19 protein-coding genes are annotated in these 17965 nt (G+C 70.0%); 8 read left to right on the plus strand and 11 right to left on the minus strand.

Annotated elements, in window-relative coordinates; genetic code table 11:
• Window positions 1-175: 175 nt before the first annotated feature.
• The 5 genes from F9C12_RS28330 to F9C12_RS28350 all read right to left on the minus strand — a co-directional run bounded on the left by F9C12_RS28330 (window position 176) and on the right by F9C12_RS28350 (window position 4282).
• On the minus strand, window positions 176-865 hold the full coding sequence (locus tag F9C12_RS28330; protein WP_409462378.1) for a 4'-phosphopantetheinyl transferase family protein: 690 nt from the start codon (window positions 863-865) through the stop codon (window positions 176-178).
• 124 nt (window positions 866-989) lie between these two features.
• On the minus strand, window positions 990-1316 hold the full coding sequence (locus F9C12_RS28335) for a hypothetical protein (protein WP_009083750.1): 327 nt from the start codon (window positions 1314-1316) through the stop codon (window positions 990-992).
• A gap of 46 nt (window positions 1317-1362) precedes the next feature.
• Complete coding sequence (locus F9C12_RS28340; protein ID WP_409184820.1) at window positions 1363-2010, minus strand: TetR/AcrR family transcriptional regulator; 648 nt, start codon at window positions 2008-2010, stop codon at window positions 1363-1365.
• The gene (locus F9C12_RS28345) at window positions 2007-3542 is read right to left on the minus strand and encodes an ATP-dependent acyl-CoA ligase (RefSeq protein WP_409462379.1); all 1536 of its coding nucleotides are present in this window, start codon (window positions 3540-3542) and stop codon (window positions 2007-2009) included. The genes F9C12_RS28340 and F9C12_RS28345 overlap by 4 nt, the downstream gene beginning before the upstream one ends.
• Window positions 3539-4282: an enoyl-CoA hydratase/isomerase family protein gene (locus F9C12_RS28350; RefSeq protein WP_409462380.1), complete on the minus strand. Its 744-nt coding sequence runs from the start codon at window positions 4280-4282 to the stop codon at window positions 3539-3541. The genes F9C12_RS28345 and F9C12_RS28350 overlap by 4 nt, the downstream gene beginning before the upstream one ends.
• Window positions 4283-4329: 47 nt before the next feature.
• Between F9C12_RS28350 and F9C12_RS28355 the strand changes: the two genes are divergently transcribed.
• The 7 genes from F9C12_RS28355 (at window position 4330) to F9C12_RS28385 (ending at window position 11243) form a co-directional block, all read left to right on the plus strand.
• Window positions 4330-5907 (plus strand): amidohydrolase, encoded by a 1578-nt coding sequence (locus F9C12_RS28355; protein ID WP_409462381.1) that lies wholly within the window; start codon window positions 4330-4332, stop codon window positions 5905-5907.
• A 509-nt stretch (window positions 5908-6416) separates the two neighbouring features.
• Window positions 6417-6857, plus strand: a complete 441-nt coding sequence (locus F9C12_RS28360; protein WP_409184824.1) for a GNAT family N-acetyltransferase — start codon at window positions 6417-6419, stop codon at window positions 6855-6857.
• A 527-nt stretch (window positions 6858-7384) separates the two neighbouring features.
• The gene (locus tag F9C12_RS28365; RefSeq protein ID WP_409184825.1) at window positions 7385-8068 is read left to right on the plus strand and encodes a metal-dependent transcriptional regulator; all 684 of its coding nucleotides are present in this window, start codon (window positions 7385-7387) and stop codon (window positions 8066-8068) included.
• Window positions 8069-8136: 68 nt separating this feature from the next.
• A complete protein-coding gene (locus F9C12_RS28370; protein ID WP_409184826.1) occupies window positions 8137-8955 on the plus strand; it encodes an LLM class flavin-dependent oxidoreductase in 819 nt (272 codons plus the stop codon).
• Window positions 8956-9027: 72 nt separating this feature from the next.
• A complete protein-coding gene (locus F9C12_RS28375; protein ID WP_409462382.1) occupies window positions 9028-9378 on the plus strand; it encodes a transcriptional regulator in 351 nt (116 codons plus the stop codon).
• Window positions 9379-9516: 138 nt separating this feature from the next.
• Window positions 9517-10572 (plus strand): alcohol dehydrogenase catalytic domain-containing protein, encoded by a 1056-nt coding sequence (locus F9C12_RS28380; protein WP_409462383.1) that lies wholly within the window; start codon window positions 9517-9519, stop codon window positions 10570-10572.
• 47 nt (window positions 10573-10619) lie between these two features.
• The gene (locus F9C12_RS28385) at window positions 10620-11243 is read left to right on the plus strand and encodes an alpha-ketoglutarate-dependent dioxygenase AlkB family protein (protein ID WP_409462384.1); all 624 of its coding nucleotides are present in this window, start codon (window positions 10620-10622) and stop codon (window positions 11241-11243) included.
• Here F9C12_RS28385 and F9C12_RS28390 read toward each other — a convergent pair.
• Genes F9C12_RS28390 through F9C12_RS28410 form a run of 5 tightly spaced genes read right to left on the minus strand, consistent with a single transcriptional unit; the run spans window position 11212 to window position 15496 of the window.
• Complete coding sequence (locus F9C12_RS28390; protein WP_409462385.1) at window positions 11212-12087, minus strand: biotin-dependent carboxyltransferase family protein; 876 nt, start codon at window positions 12085-12087, stop codon at window positions 11212-11214. The two genes, F9C12_RS28385 and F9C12_RS28390, sit on opposite strands and share 32 nt — an antisense overlap.
• Window positions 12084-12689, minus strand: coding sequence for a 5-oxoprolinase subunit B family protein (locus tag F9C12_RS28395; RefSeq protein WP_409462386.1), 606 nt, complete (start codon window positions 12687-12689; stop codon window positions 12084-12086). Before F9C12_RS28395 ends, F9C12_RS28390 begins: the two co-directional genes overlap by 4 nt.
• Before the next feature lie 5 nt (window positions 12690-12694).
• The gene (locus tag F9C12_RS28400; RefSeq protein ID WP_409184831.1) at window positions 12695-13444 is read right to left on the minus strand and encodes a LamB/YcsF family protein; all 750 of its coding nucleotides are present in this window, start codon (window positions 13442-13444) and stop codon (window positions 12695-12697) included.
• A 1-nt stretch (window position 13445) separates the two neighbouring features.
• The gene (locus F9C12_RS28405) at window positions 13446-14240 is read right to left on the minus strand and encodes a putative hydro-lyase (RefSeq protein ID WP_409184832.1); all 795 of its coding nucleotides are present in this window, start codon (window positions 14238-14240) and stop codon (window positions 13446-13448) included.
• Complete coding sequence (locus F9C12_RS28410; protein ID WP_409184833.1) at window positions 14237-15496, minus strand: MFS transporter; 1260 nt, start codon at window positions 15494-15496, stop codon at window positions 14237-14239. The genes F9C12_RS28405 and F9C12_RS28410 overlap by 4 nt, the downstream gene beginning before the upstream one ends.
• A 109-nt stretch (window positions 15497-15605) precedes the next feature.
• On the opposite strand from F9C12_RS28410, the gene F9C12_RS28415 reads away from it, so the two are divergent.
• Entirely contained in the window at window positions 15606-16322 is a 717-nt protein-coding gene (locus F9C12_RS28415) for a GntR family transcriptional regulator (RefSeq protein ID WP_409184834.1), read from the plus strand.
• Window positions 16323-16610: 288 nt separating this feature from the next.
• Here the strand turns inward: F9C12_RS28415 and F9C12_RS28420 are convergent, their stop codons facing one another.
• On the minus strand, window positions 16611-17828 hold the full coding sequence (locus F9C12_RS28420; protein ID WP_409462387.1) for an RICIN domain-containing protein: 1218 nt from the start codon (window positions 17826-17828) through the stop codon (window positions 16611-16613).
• Window positions 17829-17965 lie beyond the last annotated feature (137 nt).

A 17965-nucleotide genomic window follows, 5' to 3' on the forward strand; every position in this document is an offset into this window, starting at 1 on the left:
GCCCGGTGCTCCTCGGGTGACGGTCAAGCTGACGTTGAGGCTGAGGTCAGTGCCGTGACCGCCGTGCGGTGCGTTCGGCGTCGGGGCTGGGGCGCCCGGGCGCGGTTCGGTGTGCCGAGGCGGCGGAGCGGTCCCGTCCTGAGTGGTCAAGCCGGGTAGCACCGGATCAACCCCCTCACGGCAGCCAGTGCTCCTCGGTGACGCTCAAGCTGTCCGAGGTCAGCGCCGCCACCGCCGCGCGATGTCCGTCGGCCGCCTTGAGGTCGGCGAGCCGGGTGCGTGCCGGGTCGAGCGCGGCGTCTCCGGACGTCACCAGCTCGGCCGGAGCGTCGTAGCGGGAGAACGTGATGCTCTGCAGCGGGATCTTCAGGCCCTTGCCGGTGGCCTTCATCACCGCTTCCTTGCGGGTCCAGTAGATGAAGAAGGCCGCGGAACGCTCCTCGTCCGACAGGCCCGCGACGGCTTCCCGCTCGGCCGGGCTCAGCGCGTAGTCCACGAGCGAGGCGTCCGCCTTCCGGCTGGCCGTTTCGACGTCCAGGCCTACTGGCACCCCGTCAGCGACCGCGAGGCCGATCAGATTGCCCGAATGCGAGATCGACAGCACGAGGTCCGATCCCGGCACGCGCGGGCGGCCGTGCGGTTTGCCGCAGTCCTCGCAGGTCGCGTCGAAGCGCACGGACTCCGCCGCGCCCCCGAGCCGCTCCGCGACCAGGGTCTTCGCGAGCACCCGGCCGGTGAGGAACCGGCGCTGGTCGATTTCGAGCCGGTACGCGTCGTAGCGGCCTCTCTCCAGGTCGTCGAGCAGCTTCAGGTAGCGGTCCTCCGCGGGCAGCGGTTCGGACCAGCGCACCACGATTTCGGTCACCGGCACCCCTCCTCGTCCGCCTCCGATCTTGCCGGGGTCCGCCGCGGTTTGTCATGCCCCTATCCCGGACGCGGCGAAGGCCCCCTCGGAGTCCGAGAGGGCCTTCGCGGCTGGATAACGAGTGCTACGACTTGTCTTTGTTGCGCATCGCGATGGGGACCCCGGCTAGGTCCTCCTCGTTGCACAGCAGCTTCACGTCGTAGTAGGGCGAACCCTGTCGCTCGTCGTAGTCTAGGTGGATCGCGAGGACGTCGAGCGGTTCTCCCAGCCACTCCTGCGCTTGGCGCAGCCAGACTGCACAGCGCTCGAGCGCGCTGGGCAGGTCGTCGTCACGAAACTCGACTGGTCGATACGGCACGTCCTGGACCTGATCGCGCGGGTTTGAAGGCGCGGGCAGGCCAGGCGAGAGACCGGAGTCGTCCAGTTCGAGTTGGATCGTTTGCTCAGTCACCCTTCGAGCGTCCCCCACGTTCGCCGTCTGAGCAAGGCGTATGGCGCTAAAAGCCCTCTTGGACAGGCAAGTCCCACACCTGGGCGACCACTTCGAGGCATTGCCGGAGGTCGTGCGCACGCACCGCGACCGGATGCCCGAGCGCCCGCAATGCCAGCTCGGCGTAGTGCGTGGCCAGGTCTTCGAGCTTGAGCGGGCCCTTCGGGGAATACCAGCGGGCCACGCCGTTGCACATTTCCAGCAATGCGAGCCGCGTCACGGTCTGGTGTGCGGTGTGGAACACGTTTGCCGCGGCGCCGTCCTCGATCGCCTTCGCCCAGAACTGCTCGTATTCGTCCCGCAGCGCGACGACCCGGGCACGCGCCGGAGCCGAAAGCGCGTCGACTTCGTTGTCCACCACCCGGGTTTCGCCCGGCTGGGCGGCGTGCGCGAGGACGTGCAGCGCGACCAGCGTGCGCATCCGGGCCACCGGATCGTCGCTGCCCGCGGTGGCCTTCGCGACCGCGTCGATCAGGCGGCGCAGCGACGTCGTCATGATCTCGACCAGAAGATCTTCCTTGGTGCCCATGTAGTGATACAGGGTCGCCGAAGAAAGTTCGGCTTCCTGGGCCAGATCCCGGATGCCTGTGCCGTGGAAACCCTTGGCGGCGAACAGTTTCACGGCTGCCGCCCGGACCCGCTCTCCGCTGCTCACAGCCACTCCCCGGTGCTGCGGTCCCAGGAACCGGCGCGGAGGTCGGCGGCCTTCCGCAGTTCGCCCTTCGCGACGCGTTCGGACGGCGTGCGCGGCAGGTCGTCCGCGAACGTCCAGAACCTCGGCACCTTGAAGTACGCCAGCTGCTGCGCGCAGAACTCCGCCAGCTCCTCGGGCGCCGGCCGGTCCTCGCCGCACACGACGTACGCTTTCACTTCCTCTCCGCGCAGCTCGTCCGGCACCGCGAGCACGGCCGCGAGCTGCACCTTCGGATGCTGCAGCAGCGCACGTTCGACCTCGTCGGCGGAGATGTTCTCGCCGCTGCGCCGGATCATGTCCTTGGTGCGGCCGAGGTAGTAGACGCGGCCCTCGGCGTCCATCCGCGCCAGGTCGCCGGTGTGGAACCAGCCGCCGGCGAAAGCGCGCGCGGTCGCTTCGGGATCGTCGTGGTAGCCGTGCATCAGCCCGATGCCGCGGATCAGCAGTTCGCCGGTTTCCCCGCGCGGCAACGGTTTGCCGTCTTCTCCGGCGATCATGACTTCGCGGTCGCGGGTCGGCCGTCCGATGCAGCCGGTGCCCACCGCGGCGTCGTGATCGGACTCGGAAACCCGGAGGTCGCCGCCGGTTTCGGTCATCCCGAACGCCTCGTACCACGGCACGCCCCAGCGCTGTTCCAGCTGAGCGTGCAGGTCAGGCGGGATCGCCGACGCGCTGATCGCGCGGACGCGGTGGTTGCGGTCGTCCGGATGCGGCGGCTGGCGCAGCAGGAGCGTCGGCATCAGGCCGAGGCAGTAGAACCAGGTGACCTCGTGCTCGCGGACTTTCTCCCAGAACGTGGAGGGGTGGAAGCGGTCCAGCACGACGAGCGTCGCCCCGGCGGCGAGCGCGAGCGCGACGTTCCACTGTGGATCAATGTAGTGGAATGGTTGTGCAGTAAGCAGAACGTCGTCTTCGCCGACGGCGGGGAAGCCGGTGGCGAGTCCGATCGCGAGCGTGGTCCAGTACCGGTGCGGCAGTACGCAGCCCTTCGGCGCGCCGGTAGTGCCCGAGGTGTACTGGATGTTGACCGGTTGTTCGGCCACCACCGACTGCGGTTCGTAACGCGTTTCCGACCGCAGCGCGTCCGGGGTGAGGACGCGTTCGACGGCCGTTTCCGGCGCGATTTTCTCCAGCAGTTCCACGAACTCTTCGGCGGCTACCGCCAGCCGCGCGCCGGAGTGGCGCAGGACGTGCGCGCCGTCGAATTCGCGGTAGTTGATGTTCACCGGCACCAGAACCGCGCCGAGTTTGGCGAGTGCGAGCCACATGAGCGGGAATTCCGGCTCGTTGCGCAGCATCACCGCGACGCGATCGCCGGCTTGGACGCCTTGGTCTTGGAGTGCTTTCGCCAGGCGTCCGCTGCGGTCGTCGACGTCGGCGAAGGTGAAGCGCGTGCCGGTGCTGTCGAAGATCCACGCGGTGCGTTCGGGCCAGAGCTGCGCGGCGCGCGTGACCAGCGCGACCAGGGTGTCGACGTTCTGCAGCGGGGTCACGCCCGGCTCCGGAACGCTTCGGTCGACTCGCGCACGGCGGCCGAGTGCTCGGTGAGCAACGCGTGGGTGACCTCGAGTTCGAGCGCCGAATCGAAGGCGTGGTCGATCCCGGCGTCGAGCGCCCGCTTCGCCATCGTGGCGGCCTCCGGCGGGTGATGCGCGATTTTCTCCGCCCAGCCGAGCGCGAGCGGCATCAGCTCGTCGGACGGCACGGCGGCGTTGACGAGGCCGAGGTCGTGCGCGCGCCTGCCGTCGAACCGGTCGCCGAGCAGCAGGAGTTCCTTCGCCTTGACCGGCCCGACCAGCAGCGGAAGCAGCCTCGACGCGGCACCGGTGACGCTCAGCCCCAGCGATACCTCGGGGAACCCGAACACCGCGTCCTCGGCCGCCAGGATCAGGTCGCAGCCCAGCGCGAACTCCGCGCCCGCGCCGATCGCGTACCCGTGCACGGCGGCGATGGTCGGCTGACGCAGCGCACGCAGCCGGCGCGTGACGTCCTGGAGCCGCTCCAGCCGCGCCCGGGAGTCCCCCTCGGGGGTGGGTTCCTTCAGGTCGTGGCCGGCGCAGAAGGCGCGGCCGTTGCCCGACAGCAGCACGACGCGGGCGTCGCTGTGCGCGACCTCCTCCAGCGCGGTCAGGAAGTCGTCCACCAGCACGGGCGCGACGGCGTTGAGCCGCTCGGGCCGGTTCAGCCGGATCTGCGCGATGCCGCCCTCGACGGCCAGGTCAACGGTGCTCATGGAGGGGAGCCTAGACGTTCGATCGATCGATCGATAGTGTCGAAGGCATGCAGGTTGACGCGGTGTACGAGAACGCCAGGCTGGTCACCGGCGACACCGCGCTGGCGGTGCTGCACGGCCGGATCGTGGCGCTGGGCGACGACGCGCGCTCGCTTTCCGCCCGCCGCCGGGTGGATCTCGGCGGGGGTTTCGTCGCGCCCGGCTTCCACGACGCGCACAACCACATGGCCTGGTTCGGCATGGGCCTGGACGACGTGCCGCTCAGCGACTGCCGCAGCGTCGACGAGGTGTACGACGCGGTGGCGCGGCGCGCGGCCGAGCTGCCCGCCGGGAGCTGGGTCGTCGGCAGCGGCTACGACCAGAACAAACTGGCCCGCGGCGAACACCCGGACCGGCACGGCCTCGACCGCGCCGCGCCCGGCATGCTCGTGCGGCTCAAGCACACGTCCGGCCACATGACGCTGGTCAACTCCGCGGTGCTGGACCAGCTGGACCTCGCGAACGTCCCGGTCGGCGGCGACGTAGTCCGGTCCGCCGACGGCTCGCCGACGGGCCTGTTGCGCGAGCAGGCGCAGTTGCTGTTGCGCCCGCTGACGTACCCGACGCCGCTTGAGTCGGTGGTCCGCGGCCTCGACCGGGCGAGCCGGCAGTACCTGTCCGAGGGCATCACGAGCGTCCAGGAAGCCGGAATCGGAGGCGGCCTGGTCGGCGAGACGCCCGCGGAACTGGCCGCGTACCAGCTCGCACGCGAACGCGGCGTCCTGCGAGTGCGCAGCACGGTGATGGTCGCCGCGAGCGTCCTGCACGACCTGCCCGACGGCGCCGGTTTCGGCCTGGACCTGGGCCTGCGCACCGGCCTCGGCGACGAATGGCTGCGGATCGGCCCGATGAAACTCTTCGCCGACGGCTCGCTGGTCGGCCGTACGTGCGCGATGCACGAACCGTTCGACGGCGAACCGGACAACCGCGGCTACTTCCAGGTACCCGAGGAAGAGCTGACGCGCACCATCCGCCAAGCCCACGACGCCGGCTGGCAAATCGCGACCCACGCCATCGGCGACCGAGCCATCACGGTCGTCCTCGACGCCTACGAAGCCGCCCTCGCCGCCACCCCGCGTGCGGACCACCGGCACCGCATCGAGCACTGCGCCGTGCTCCCGCCCGCGGAACTGGCCAGGCTGGCTTCGCTGGGCCTGATCGCGTCCCCGCAGGGCCGGTTCGTCAACGAACTGGGCGACGGAATGCGCGCAGCCCTCGGCGAAGCGCGGGTGCCGTGGTGCTACCGCCTCCGCAGCATCGTCGACGCCGGATGCGTCCTGCCAGCCAGCTCAGACCGCCCGGTCGTCAACGGCGCCCCACTGCTGGGCCTCGCCGACATGGTCCACCGCCGAACGTCCACCGGCCACCCGTTCTCGGTGGAGGAAGCGCTGACCCCGGCGGAGGCCCTGCGCGCCTACACCTACGGTTCGGCCTACGCCACCTTCGCGGAGAGCTACCTCGGCACCCTGGAGCCGGGGAAGCTCGCGGATTTTGTGGTGCTGTCCGCGGATCCACTGTCCACTGTGGAGGACGTCCGGGTGCTCGGCACGGCGGTGGGTGGAGAACTCCTTTACGAGGCGTCGTGATGGGGGTGGCGGTGTTGCGGTTGGCTGGCGGGGTGGGTTGCTTGGCGGGTGGCTTGCGCGTGCCTGCCCACTCGGCGGGTGGTTGGGGTGGGCGCGGGCGTTTGGTGGTTCGTTCGCTCGCGCTTGACCGCTGGTTGGCTGGCTCGGGCGCTCGCGAGCGTTCGCACGCTGGCTTGCGTGTGCCCGCACGGTCGGCATTCGGTTCCCGTGCTCGCGACCGCTCGGCGGTTCGCTCGCGGGCACTTCACCCCTGCCCGACCAGCTCGCGCGCACCCCATCGCCCGATGGCTAGCCGTCCTTCAGCGATCGGTCTCGCGCCTCGCCGACCGTCGGTGAGCGTGTCCGCCCTCGCCGACCCATCGGCTTATTCAGTTGTCGGTTCACCGGCCATCAACCACCGACCTCTCCATCTCGTGACGCTCCATACCGGCTCCGCCGCGCCGGACTTCTCTTGCACTGCTCTGATACCTGCACCGTAGCCGCCACCACCGACAAGAAAGGGGCGCTCGATGCCCGTTCGTGACGCTGTCTTCGAGGACGTCGAGGAGATTTGCAGCCTTATCGAGGAACACGCGGTCTACGAGGACAAGCACGACCTCAAACTCGACCGCGCCGAGATGAGCGGCCATCTGTTCGGTCCGGAACCCAAGGCCTGGGTGTTGATGTGCACGCCGCCGGGGCGGCCGGACGTCGTCGCCGGGTTCGCGTTCTGCAGCTGGAATTTCTCCACGTGGGAGGGGCGTCCGGGGATCTGGCTCGACGATCTGTTCATCCGTCCGGAGTACCGCAGGCACGGGCTGGGCAGGGAGCTGCTCGACGCGCTGCGCGCCCGCACGACGGGGCGCGTCGAGTGGGACATGCAGGCGGGCAACGAGAAGGCGGAGGCGTTCTACGCGCAGCTCGGCGCGGAGCCAGTGCCGGGCTGGATTCGTTACCGCTGGCGGCCCTGACAGGACGGTGCCTGGCAGCCGGACCAGAAGAAAGCGCCGGGCCAGCCGGGGAAACGCCGGACCTGCGGGGAAAGAGCTGGCCAGGCGATCGGGACAGCAGCTGACCGGGAGACCGGGACAGATCCGCCAGCGGTCCCGCCCGGCGGGAAGAGCTGGCCGGGCGAGCGAGATCGCCGCGCCGCTCCCGCTGACCGGTCAAGAAAGAGCCTGCCAGGCGAGCAGGACCGCAGCGCCGCGCCGCTGACCGGCAGGAAAACAGCTGGCCGGGCGAGCGGAACTGCAGCGTCGCTCGGGCTGACCGGCGGGGAAGGAGCTGGCCGGGCGAGCAGAACCGCAGCGTCGCTCCCGCTTACCGGCGAGGAAACACCTGTCCAAACGAGCAGAACCGCACCGCAGCTCCCCCGACCGACCACAAACCAGCCCGCCCAAGCCACCGGGACAGGCACCGGCCCAAGGAGACACGAAGGAACCACCCAGCGGTCCCGACCGGCCGACCTCGGCGGGCCCGGCCCCGTATCGTATGCGGCATGGGAGATGGTTCCGTCCGGAGGTCGTCGTCGGTCGAGGACTACGTGCGGGTGATCTACGGGCTGGTCGAACGGGGCGAGGCGGTCACCAACGCGTCGCTGGCCGGGCGGCTTGAGGTGAGTCCGTCGTCGGCGTCGGGCATGGTGACGAAGCTTTCTCAGCTCGGCCTGGTCGCGCACGTGCCCTACCGCGGCATCGAGCTGACCCCCGAGGGGCGGCAGCTCGCGCGGTCGGTGCTGCGCAGGCACCGGCTGATCGAGACGTACCTGGTCTCCGAACTCGGCTACACCTGGGACGAGGTGCACGCCGAGGCCGACGCGCTCGAACACGCCGTCTCCGATCGGCTCGTCGAGCGGATCGCGGCCAAGCTCGGCAATCCCGTTCGCGATCCGCACGGCGATCCGATCCCGGCCCCGGACGGGAGCGTCGAGGAGCTTCCGATGCGCATCCTGGACGACCTGCCGCCCGGTGCGGTCGGCGAGATCGTCCGCGTCTGGGACACCGATCCGGACCTGCTGCGCTACCTCACCGAGCACGCGATCGGCCTCGGCGAGCGCATCGAGGTGGTCGAGCGGCAGCCGTTCGGCGGGCCGATGGTGGTCAAGGTCGGCCAGCCGCCGGACGCCGCCACGCACGCCATCGGCAAGGAGATCGCGCAGGCATTGTCGGTCACTCTGCGCTGAGGAGCGTACGCGCGAGTGTCGCCGCCGGGCGGATGTGTGCGGCGGCGAACCCGCCGACGATGGGCGGCATGACCACTACCAAGCCGTTCCGCTTCGGCATCGTCACCGGATACGCCCCGGATCTGGAGTCCTGGACCGCGCAGGCCCGCCGGATCGAGGAACTCGGGTTCGACACGATGTTCGCGACCGACCCGGTCGGCGGGCTCGACCCGTTGACGCTCGTTCCGGCCGCCGCCGCGGTCACGAGCAGGCTCACCGTCGGCACCTTCGTGCTGGCCGATCCGTTCCGCGACGCCCGGAACCTCGCGTGGCAGGCCGATTCGCTGCATCAGGCGACTGGCGGCCGCTTCCTGCTGGGGCTGGGCGTCGGCCATCCCGGCGCGGGCAGGCACGCCGCGACGCTGGGCCGCGAGTTCCTTTCGCCGGGCGAACGCGTCGCCCGGTTGGCGGACACCGTCGAGGTGCTTTCGCAGCGCCCCGAGCGGCCCCGGCTATTGCTCGCCGGTTCCGGGCCCAAAATGCTCGCGCTCGCCGCGCGCACCGCCGACGTCGTGACGTTTTCCTGGGGTCCGCGCACGACCGAGGACCAGGCTGACTCCATTGTGGACACCTTTCGCTCGTTCGCGGGAGACCGCGACGTCGAACTGGCGGTGAACCTGACCGCGGTCGGGGACAAGCCTTCCCCGCAGATCGCGCGCTACACCGGGGTCGACGTGCCGCAGCTGGTCGAAGAGAAAGCCGTCACCGTGGTGCCGGAAAACCCTGACGCCGCCGGGGAAATGCTTCTCCGCTGGCGCGAGCGGTGGGGGATTTCCTGTGTCACGGTCAATTCCGGCTATGCGGAACCGTTCGCCGCGATCGCCAGGGCACTGTCCGCACAAGGGTGAAAGCCCTTCCGATCATGCGGGGTCCGGCCTACGCTCCGAGGTTTCCCAGCGACGTGGTTCGGAGCGTGTGCGATGACCGGTCAGCGAACACCGACGATCGACCGGGGGAGTAACACGGGGCGGGATCTCGGGCAATTGCTCGAAACCGGCCCGTTCGCCGAAGCGCTGCGCGCGGCCATCCGGGCCCGCGGGCTCGGCTTGGAACGCATCAGATATCGGCTGCGGGGAAGGGGAACCACGGTCAGTCTCGCGACGTTGAGCCACTGGCAGTCCGGGCGCTGCCGTCCGGAACGCCCGGAATCGTTGCGGGCCTTGCGAAATCTCGAACAGATCCTCGGCGTCCCGGACGGGTCGCTGCGCAGGCTGCTCGGTCCGCCGCGTCCGCGCGGCCAGTTCCATCAGCCGGACCAGCCGCTTCCCTGAGCGCGCCCGGCCGCGGCGGACGGCGAAGCGCGCGGGCGTTCCCGACGGCTGCGCGTCCGCCGCGTTCTCCCGGGCCGGTTCGCGAGGCGGGGAGGACGCGACGCGTCCGGGAGCGCGGCGGCTTCTACGATCGGACCCATGCGTGCGGTCGTGATCGAAGAGTTCGGCGTGCTCCCGGAAGTGCGGGAAGTACCGGATCCGGTGACCCCCGACGGCGGGGTCGTCGTCGCGGTCGAAGCGACCGGCGTGTGCCGCAGCGACTGGCACACCTGGCAGGGGCACGGCGAGGCGGTGCGGCTGCCGCACGTCGCCGGGCACGAACTCGCCGGGCGGATCGTCGAGGTGGGCGAGGGCGTCAAGGGCTGGGCGAAGGGCGACCGGGTGACCGTCCCGTTCGTGTGCGCGTGCGGCGTCTGCGCGCAATGCGCCAAGGGCGACCAGCAAATCTGCGACGACGAGTTCCAGCCCGGCGCGACCCACTGGGGCTCGTTCGCCGAGTTGGTCGCCATCGAGCACGCTCAGCCGAACCTGGTCGCGTTGCCGGACTCGATGTCCTCGGCGGAAGCTGCTGCGCTCGGTTGTCGCTTCGGGACGGCCTTCCGCGCAGTGTTGCGCCAGGGCGGCGTACGCGCGGGGCAGTGGGTGTCGGTGTACGGCTGTGGCGGCGTAGGCATCTCCGCGGTTCTCCTGGCGGCCGCTGCCGGCGCGAAGGTGGTCGCGGTAGACGTCTCGCCGCAGGCGCGCGCGTTGGCGGAGCGTTCTGGCGCCGTGCTGAGCGTCGATGCCAGCGCGTTCGACGGGCCGGAGGCGTTGGCGGCGTACGTCCGTGAGCGCACTGAAGGCGGTACGCACGTGTCGCTCGACTGTCTCGGCTCCCCGGCCACCTGTGCGGCTTCGGTGGGCAGCTTGCGCAAGCGCGGCCGGCACGTCCAGGCCGGATTGATGCCGCCCAGTCAGGGGGTGCCGCCGATTCCGATGCACCGGGTGGTCGGCGGCGAGCTGGAGATTGTCGGAATTCACGGTCTGCAGGCGTACGAGTACCCGGAGTTGCTCGGCGTCGTGGAGCGGTCCGGGATCGACCTGGCCGGGCTGATCGGAACGCGGATCGGACTGGACGAGGTGCCGGCGGCCCTTGCTGCGATGAGTGAACCAGTGCCTGCCCGGGCCGGGGTGACCGTCGTCGAGTTCGGGTGACGAATGCGAGACCGAGTTGTACTGGCCATCGGCTGCGGGACGGCGTGATGGAGCTGCTGCCGCGTCCGCGCCGGGAAATCGCGCCTGGGGCCGTGCACGTTCCGGATTGGCTTACCGGCGAAGAACAACGCGACCTCGTCACGGCCTGTCGCGGCTGGCGCGGTTATCGGTCGACCCGGCTGCCCGGTGGCGGCGTGATGTCGGTGCGCACGGTCTGTCTCGGCTGGCAGTGGCGGCCCTACCGCTACGACCGGCTGCGCGAGGACGGTTCGCCGGTGGAGCCGTTCCCGGACTGGCTGGCCGACCTCGGCCGCCGCGCGCTCGCCGACGCCTACGACCGGCCAGCCGACGGCTACCAGCCCGACGTCGCGCTCGTGAACTACTACGACGCCACCGCGAAAATGGGCATGCACCAGGACAAAGACGAGCTTTCGACGGAGCCGGTGGTCTCGCTGAGCCTCGGCGACACGTGCGTGTTCCGGTTCGGCAACACCGAGCATCGCAACCGGCCGTACACCGATCTCGAACTGCGCTCGGGCGACCTGTTCGTGTTCGGCGGCCCCTCGCGGCTGGCGTTCCACGGGGTGCCGAAAACGTTGCCGGGCACGGCGGATCCGGATCTTGGGCTGACCGGGCGGCTCAACCTGACCCTGCGGGTGTCGGGGCAGTGAACCGGACCCGTTGCCCCGGCCGGAGCTGCGCGGCGAGGTCAAGGTCGTCCTCGTCCACCACCGCGGCGACGGGGTAGCCGCCGGTCACCGGATGGTCTGCCAGGAACAGGATCGGCACTCCCGACGGCGGCACCTGCAGCGCGCCGGGCACGGCGGCTTCCGGGGCCAGTTCGCCGACGCGGGCGCGGGTCAGCGCGGGACCGTCGAACCGGACGCCGACGCGGTCGAGGTCGCTGGTCACGGTGTAACCGCCAGTGACCAAAGTGGACAGTGCGGAGGGCGTGAACCAGTCCAGCCGCGGCCCGGGTTCCAGGCGCAGCACGGGTTCTTCCGCGAGCTGCGGCAACGGGGCGAGGTCGACGCAAGGGGCGCGCCGCACCACCGAACCGATCGGCAGCGACATCCCGGCGGCGAGGACCGGCGGACCGAGTTTGCCCAGCGTGTCGGTGGCCCGCGCGCCGAGCACCGGCGGCACGTCGATCCCGCCGCGCACCGCGAGGTAGCTGCGCAGGCCAAGCGACGCGACGCCGAGTTCGAGTTCGTCTCCTGGGCGCAGCTGGATCGGCGCGCCGACCGCGGCGGCCCGTCCACCAGCGCGAATCGGCGCCCGCGCGCCGGTGACCGCGACAATCGTGTGCTCGGAAACGCGCAGCCGCAGGCCGCCGAGGGTGACCTCCAGCGCCGCGTGCGTTTCCGGGTTGCCGACGAGCCGGTTCGCCAGCTTCAGCGAACCCCGGTCGGCCGCGCCGGAACGGCCGACGCCGATGGCCGCGTATCCGGGACGGCCGAGGTCTTGCACGGTCGCGAACGGACCGGGCGCGAGGATCTCGATTTTCCCGGTCACCGAATCGCCTCGAACCGCACTCGGGTGCCCGGGACCAGCAGGTTCGGCTGCTCCCGGTCGAGGTCCCACACCGGCGCGTCGCTGTGCCCGAGCAGGTTCCAGCCGCCCGGCGACGGATGCGGGTAGATCGCGCTGTACTCGCCGGCGATCGCCACCGCACCCGCTGGCACGCGCGTGCGCGGCGTGCGGCGGCGCGGCAGGTGTAAGACCGGATCGAGGCCGGTCAGGTAGGCGAAACCGGGTGCGAAACCGCAGAACGCCGCGACGTAGGTGGCCGCCGAATGCCGTTGCACCACCTCGGAAATCGACAGGCCGGTGGCCTCGGCGACGTCCGCCAGGTCCTCGCCGTCGTAGCGCACCCGGAGGGTTACGGTGTCCGCCGAATGCTCGGAGACGTCCACAGTGGACAGCGAAGCGAGCAACCGAGTCAAAGCGGCGGAATCGGTGCGGGCTGGGTCGAACCGGACCAGCAGGGTGCGCGCGGCGGGGACGAGTTCGACAACGCCCTCGGGCTGGGCGGCTTCGCAGGCCGCCTGGAACCCGAGCACGTCGTCGACCTCTACCAGCAACGCGGAACGGCCGTAGCGCAACACAGTGCTCATCTGGCTCACACGAATGACCTCAACACCACGCCGGATTCGGTGAGCAGCTCGCGAATCCGCCGGGCCAGCTCGACCGCGCCGGGCGTATCTCCGTGCACGCAAAGGGAATCCGCCCGCAACGTGAGCTTGCCGCCCTCGGCGTCGACGACCTCGCCGGTGGTCGCCATGGTGAGCGCCCGCGCGGCGACTTCGTCGGCGTCGTGCAGCACCGCGCCCGGCAGCTTGCGCGACACCAGTCGTCCTTCAGGCGTGTACGCGCGGTCGGCGAACGCTTCTGCGTACGCGGGCACTCCCGCCGCTTGAGCCGCGCGCAGCATTTCGGAGTCTGGAGGACACAGCAGGGCCAAATCGGTGTGATAGCGCCGTACGCCTTCGACAAGCGCAGCTGCCTGCTCCGGGTCGACAGCTGCGGTGTTGTACAGCGCGCCGTGCGCCTTCACGTAACGCACGCAGCTGTGCGCCGCACGCGCGAAGGCGTCGAGAGCGCCAATTTGGTACAGCACTTCGTCCGCGAGGTCTTCCGGCGCGATGTCGAGCGCGCGGCGGCCGAAGCCGGCCAAGTCGCGGTAGCCGACGTGCGCGCCGATCGTGACGCCGCGTTCGGCCGCGCGTTCGCACACCCGGCGCATCACGCGCGCGTCGCCCGCGTGGAAGCCGCACGCGATGTTCGCGCTGGTCACGATGTCGAGCATGGCTTCGTCGTCGCCCATGGTCCAGGCGCCGAAGCCTTCGCCGAGGTCGCTGTTGAGGTCCATGTCATCCCACCTGGTAGTCGCGATCGGGCCGGTCGGTCAAGAACATGTACCCCGGCGCGTGCGTGATGGCGAACGGCGGCTGGGACGCCATCAGCGCCGCCTGCGGGGTGACGCCGCACGCCCAGAACACCGGCACGTCGCCGGGCGCGGCGTCGACCGGATCGCCGAAATCCGGCCGGGCGAGGTCGGCGATGCCCAGCTCAGCCGGGTCGCCGACGTGCACCGGAGCACCGTGCACCGCGGGCATCGCGGCGGTGATCCGCACGGCTTCCTCGACCTGGGTTTCCGGAATGTGCCGCATCGACACCACCATCGGACCGCTCAGCCGGCCAGCCGGTTCGCACTGCCGGTTCGTCACGTACATCGCGACGTTGCGGCCCTGCTCCACGTGCCGCAACGGGATGCCCGCCGCGCGCAGCAACGTCTCGAAGCTGAAGCTGCAGCCGATGGAGAACGCGACCAGGTCGCTGCGCCACACCCCGGTGGCGTCGGTGATTTCGCTGGTCAACGTGCCGTTGTGCCAGACGCGGTAGCGCGGCAGGTCGGTGCGCAGGTCCGCGCCGGGCGCGAGCCGCGTGGTCGGGTCGCCGGGTTCGCTGACGTCGAGCACCGGGCACGGCCGCGGGTTGCGGGCGCAGAACTCGCGGACGTCGTCGGCCCAGTCCGCGGGGACGGCGATCAGGTTGGTCTGGGCGTAGCCGTCGGCCCAGCCGGTGGTCGGGCGTTCGGTGCCGGCGCGGAAGAGCGCGCGGGCCTCGGCCGGAGTGAGCGTCGACGGGTCGTAAGAAGTGGTCATCCTTCCACCAGTTCCTTGCCTCGCGTTTCGGGCAGCCCGAGCAGGGCTACCGCGGCGATCGCGTAACCGACGGCGCCGAGGACGATCGCGCCGCCCGCGCCGAGAAAGCCCACCACCGCGGGGAAAGCGGCGCCGACCGCGCGGCCGAAGTTGTAGGTGAAGCCCTGTCCGGTAGCGCGCAGCTCGGTCGGGTACAGCTCGGCGAGGTACGCGCCGAAGCCGCTGAAGATCGCCGAAGTCGAGAAGCCGAGCGGGAAACTGATCAGCAGCATCAGGCCGTTCGCGCCGTAGGGCAGCTGCACGAACAGCACGATCAGCAGCGCGGAAACGACGGAGAACAGCAGGAAGGTCTTCTTCCGGCCGAGGAGGTCGGTGAGGTAGCCGCCGCAGACGTAGCCGATGAACGCGCCCGGGATCAGCAGTGCGAAGTAGCCGCCGGTGTTGACCACGGACAGGCCGCGGCTGCTCTGCAGGTACTTCGGCATCCAGGTGAACAGCGTGTAGTAACCGCCCTGGACGCCGGTCGCGAGGAGCGCGGCGAACACCGTGGTGCGAAGCAGGTTCGGCCGGAAAATCCCAATGAGCGAGCCCTTGACCTTGGCCGAGACCCGGCGCGCGGCCGCCTCCGGCGCGTCCTCGACACTGCGCCGCACCCACAGCACGAGCAGCGCCGGAAGCACGCCGACCCAGAACAGCACGCGCCACGCGATGTCCTGGTCGAGCACGCTGAACAGCACGGTGTAGACGATCACCAGCAGGCCCCAGCCCACCGCCCACGCGCTCTGCACGAACGCCACCGTGCGGCCGCGGTACTGGGCCGAGCAGTATTCGGCGACCAGCGCGGCGCCGACCGCCCATTCGCCGCCGAACCCGAGGCCCTGCAGGCCGCGGAAGATCAGCAGCGTCTCGAAGTTGGGCGCGAACCCGCAGAGCACGGTGAAGATCGTGTACATCGCGATGGTCAGCTGCAGCGTGCGGACGCGGCCGATGCGGTCGGCGAGCACGCCGGCTCCGACGCCGCCGATCGCGGACACGACCAGCGTGACCGTGCTGAGCAGGCCCGCTTCGCCGGAGGTGATGCCGAAGTAGACGGTGATCGCGGCCAGGCCGAAGGGGAGGGTCTGGTAGTCGAACGAATCGAGGCCGTAGCCGCCGAACGCGCCGAGGAAGGCGCGGCGGCCCTTGCGGCCGAGCGAGCGGTACCAGCCGAACGGGCGGGCCGCGTTCGCGGTGCCGTCGGCGACGTTGACGTTCATAGGGCACCTCACAAGGGGGACGAACTCATGGTGGCACGAGTCACATGGCCGCTACCGTACGGATCGTTCAACAATTCCACAAGTCCCTCATTTTATTGTTCACCGTCCGATGGCTACGCTGGGCGACGTGGTCACCGACGGAGAGCCGATGGGCCTGGAAGCGGATCGCGGCCTGCTCGGCCGGACGAGTACCGCGGAACGAGTGGCGGGCGTGCTGCGCACGCGCGTTTCCGAGGGTTATTTCCGGCCTGGGGTACGGCTTTCGGAGCAGGACATCGGCAGCGCGCTCGGGGTTTCGCGCAATACGCTCCGTGAGGCCTTCCGGTTGCTGACACACGAACGGCTGCTGGTGCACGAGCTGAACCGCGGGGTCTTCGTGCGGGTCCCGAGCGTCGAGGACGTGCGGGACATCTACCGCGTCCGCAAGCTCATCGAGTGCGCCGCAGTCCGCGACGTGACCGAGAAGCCGGCGTCGTACGAGAAGATCGCCAGCACCGTCGCGGACGGCGATCGCGCGGCGAAGCAGGCGCAGTGGCAGGACCTGGGAACCGCGAACATCCGTTTCCACGCGGAGCTGGTGGCGCTCACCGGCAGCGAGCGCATCGTCGAGCTGATGCAGGCGCTCACCGCGGAGCTGCGGCTGGTGTTCCACGTGATGGCCGACCCGCGGCGTTTCCATGAGCGGTATCTGCCGCGCAACCACGAAATCCTGGCCGTGCTCGCGACCGGCGACGGGATCGCCACTGCGGAGATGCTCGCCGAGTACCTCGACGACGCGGAGGCGCAGCTGGTCGAGGCTTACGCGGAGTTGTCCGAGACGCACTGAGAGGTTCAGCCGGAACTGGCCGGTTTGCCCCGGAAGGCAGCGAGAATGGCCGTTCGGCCCCTCCTGCCCCCGGAAGGCGCCACTGCTCGCGCGGGCTGGCTACCTTCGGCAGTGGGCCGTGTGAGAGCGCCGCCCCGGGCGCCGGGACCCCCAGCCGACGCGCGGAGAGCGGCAGGCGGCCGGGCGGCAGACCTTGGTTCCCGCCCGGCCCGCGCGGCGTTCGCGGCGGGCCGTGGCCACCGGGGGGAGGTTACGGCCCGCCGCTTTCCATCGTGTCTACAGTGGACGCTACTGGTTCACCGACCATTTCTGGTTGACGTTGCCGGTGCAGGTCCACAGCTGCAGTTTCGTCCCGTTGGCCGAACTGACCCCGGCCGCGTCGAGGCATTTGTTCGCGTGCGGGTTGACGATGTCGTGCGCCGCGGTCACCACCCACTGCTGTGCGTCGCTGTTGTTGCAGTCGTAGATCTGGACCGGCGTGCCGTCGGCGGTGCCGGAGTACTTGACGTCCATGCACTTGCCGAGCGCGCGAAGGGTCCCGTCGCTGCCGACAGTCCAGTTCTGCGCGGCGTTCCCGTTGCAGTCGGTGATCTGCAGCTGCGTGAAGTTCGCCGGATTGGCCCAAGGCACGTCGACGCATTTGCCGCCGATGCCGATGATCCGGCCGCTCGACCCGCCGGTGCTGCTCGTGGTGACGTGCACGTAGTCGACGACCAGCTGCTGCGGGAACTGCGTGCTGCCGTCCGGATCGCCGGGCCAGTCGCCGCCGACCGCGAGGTTCAAAATCAGGAAAAACGGATGGTCGAAGACCCAGCGGTTGCCGTTCAGATCGGCCGGAGTGCGGGTCTGGTATGCGTTTCCGTCGACCGACCAGACGATTTTGTTCGGCGACCAATCGACCGCGTAGGTGTGGAAACCGTCGGCGAAGACCGGGCCGTTGTACGCCGCGCCGATGCCGCCCGCGCCGGAGTAGCCGGGACCGTGGATGGTGCCGTGCACGGTGTTCGGTTCGCGGCCGATGTTCTCCATGACGTCGATTTCGCCGTCGCCGGGCCAATTCCCGCCGCCGAGCATCCAGAACGCGGGCCACATTCCCTGGCCGCGCGGGATCTTCATCCGGGTCTCGACGTGGCCGTAGGCCTGGCTGAACTTCCCGGCGGTGTTGAGCCGCGCGGAGGTGTACTGGCAGGCGCCGTACCAGCAGGTGTGCCCGGAGTTTTCGCGTTTCGCGGTGATCACCAGATGGCCTTGGCCGTCGAGCGCGCCGTTGGCGGCACCCGCGGTGTACCACTGGCGTTCGTGATTGTTGCCGTTGTTGTCGCCGGTTTCGTAGGTCCATTTCGACGCGTCGGCGGCGGTGCCGGCCGGGCCGTTGAAATCGTCGGTGAAACTGTCCGCGGCCGCCGCGGTGGGAGGGGCCAAAACGGCTGGCGCGGCTTGGAGGCCGAGCGCCAGCAGCGCGGCGGCGGCGAGTGCGGCGGGGAGCCGGCTGAGGAAACTGGACATGCGCGGTCACCTCGGTTTCGGGGAGGAACCTTGAACGAGGGAGTGCTTTGTTGTGGCGGGCAACAAAGTAGGAGAAGTATGCCTGGTCTGGACCTCTGCGGCAATGGTCCGCGATGGTCACGCACTGTCGCGGGTCA

This window comes from Amycolatopsis sp. GA6-003 (genome assembly GCF_046267895.1).
Lineage (GTDB): Bacteria > Actinomycetota > Actinomycetes > Mycobacteriales > Pseudonocardiaceae > Amycolatopsis.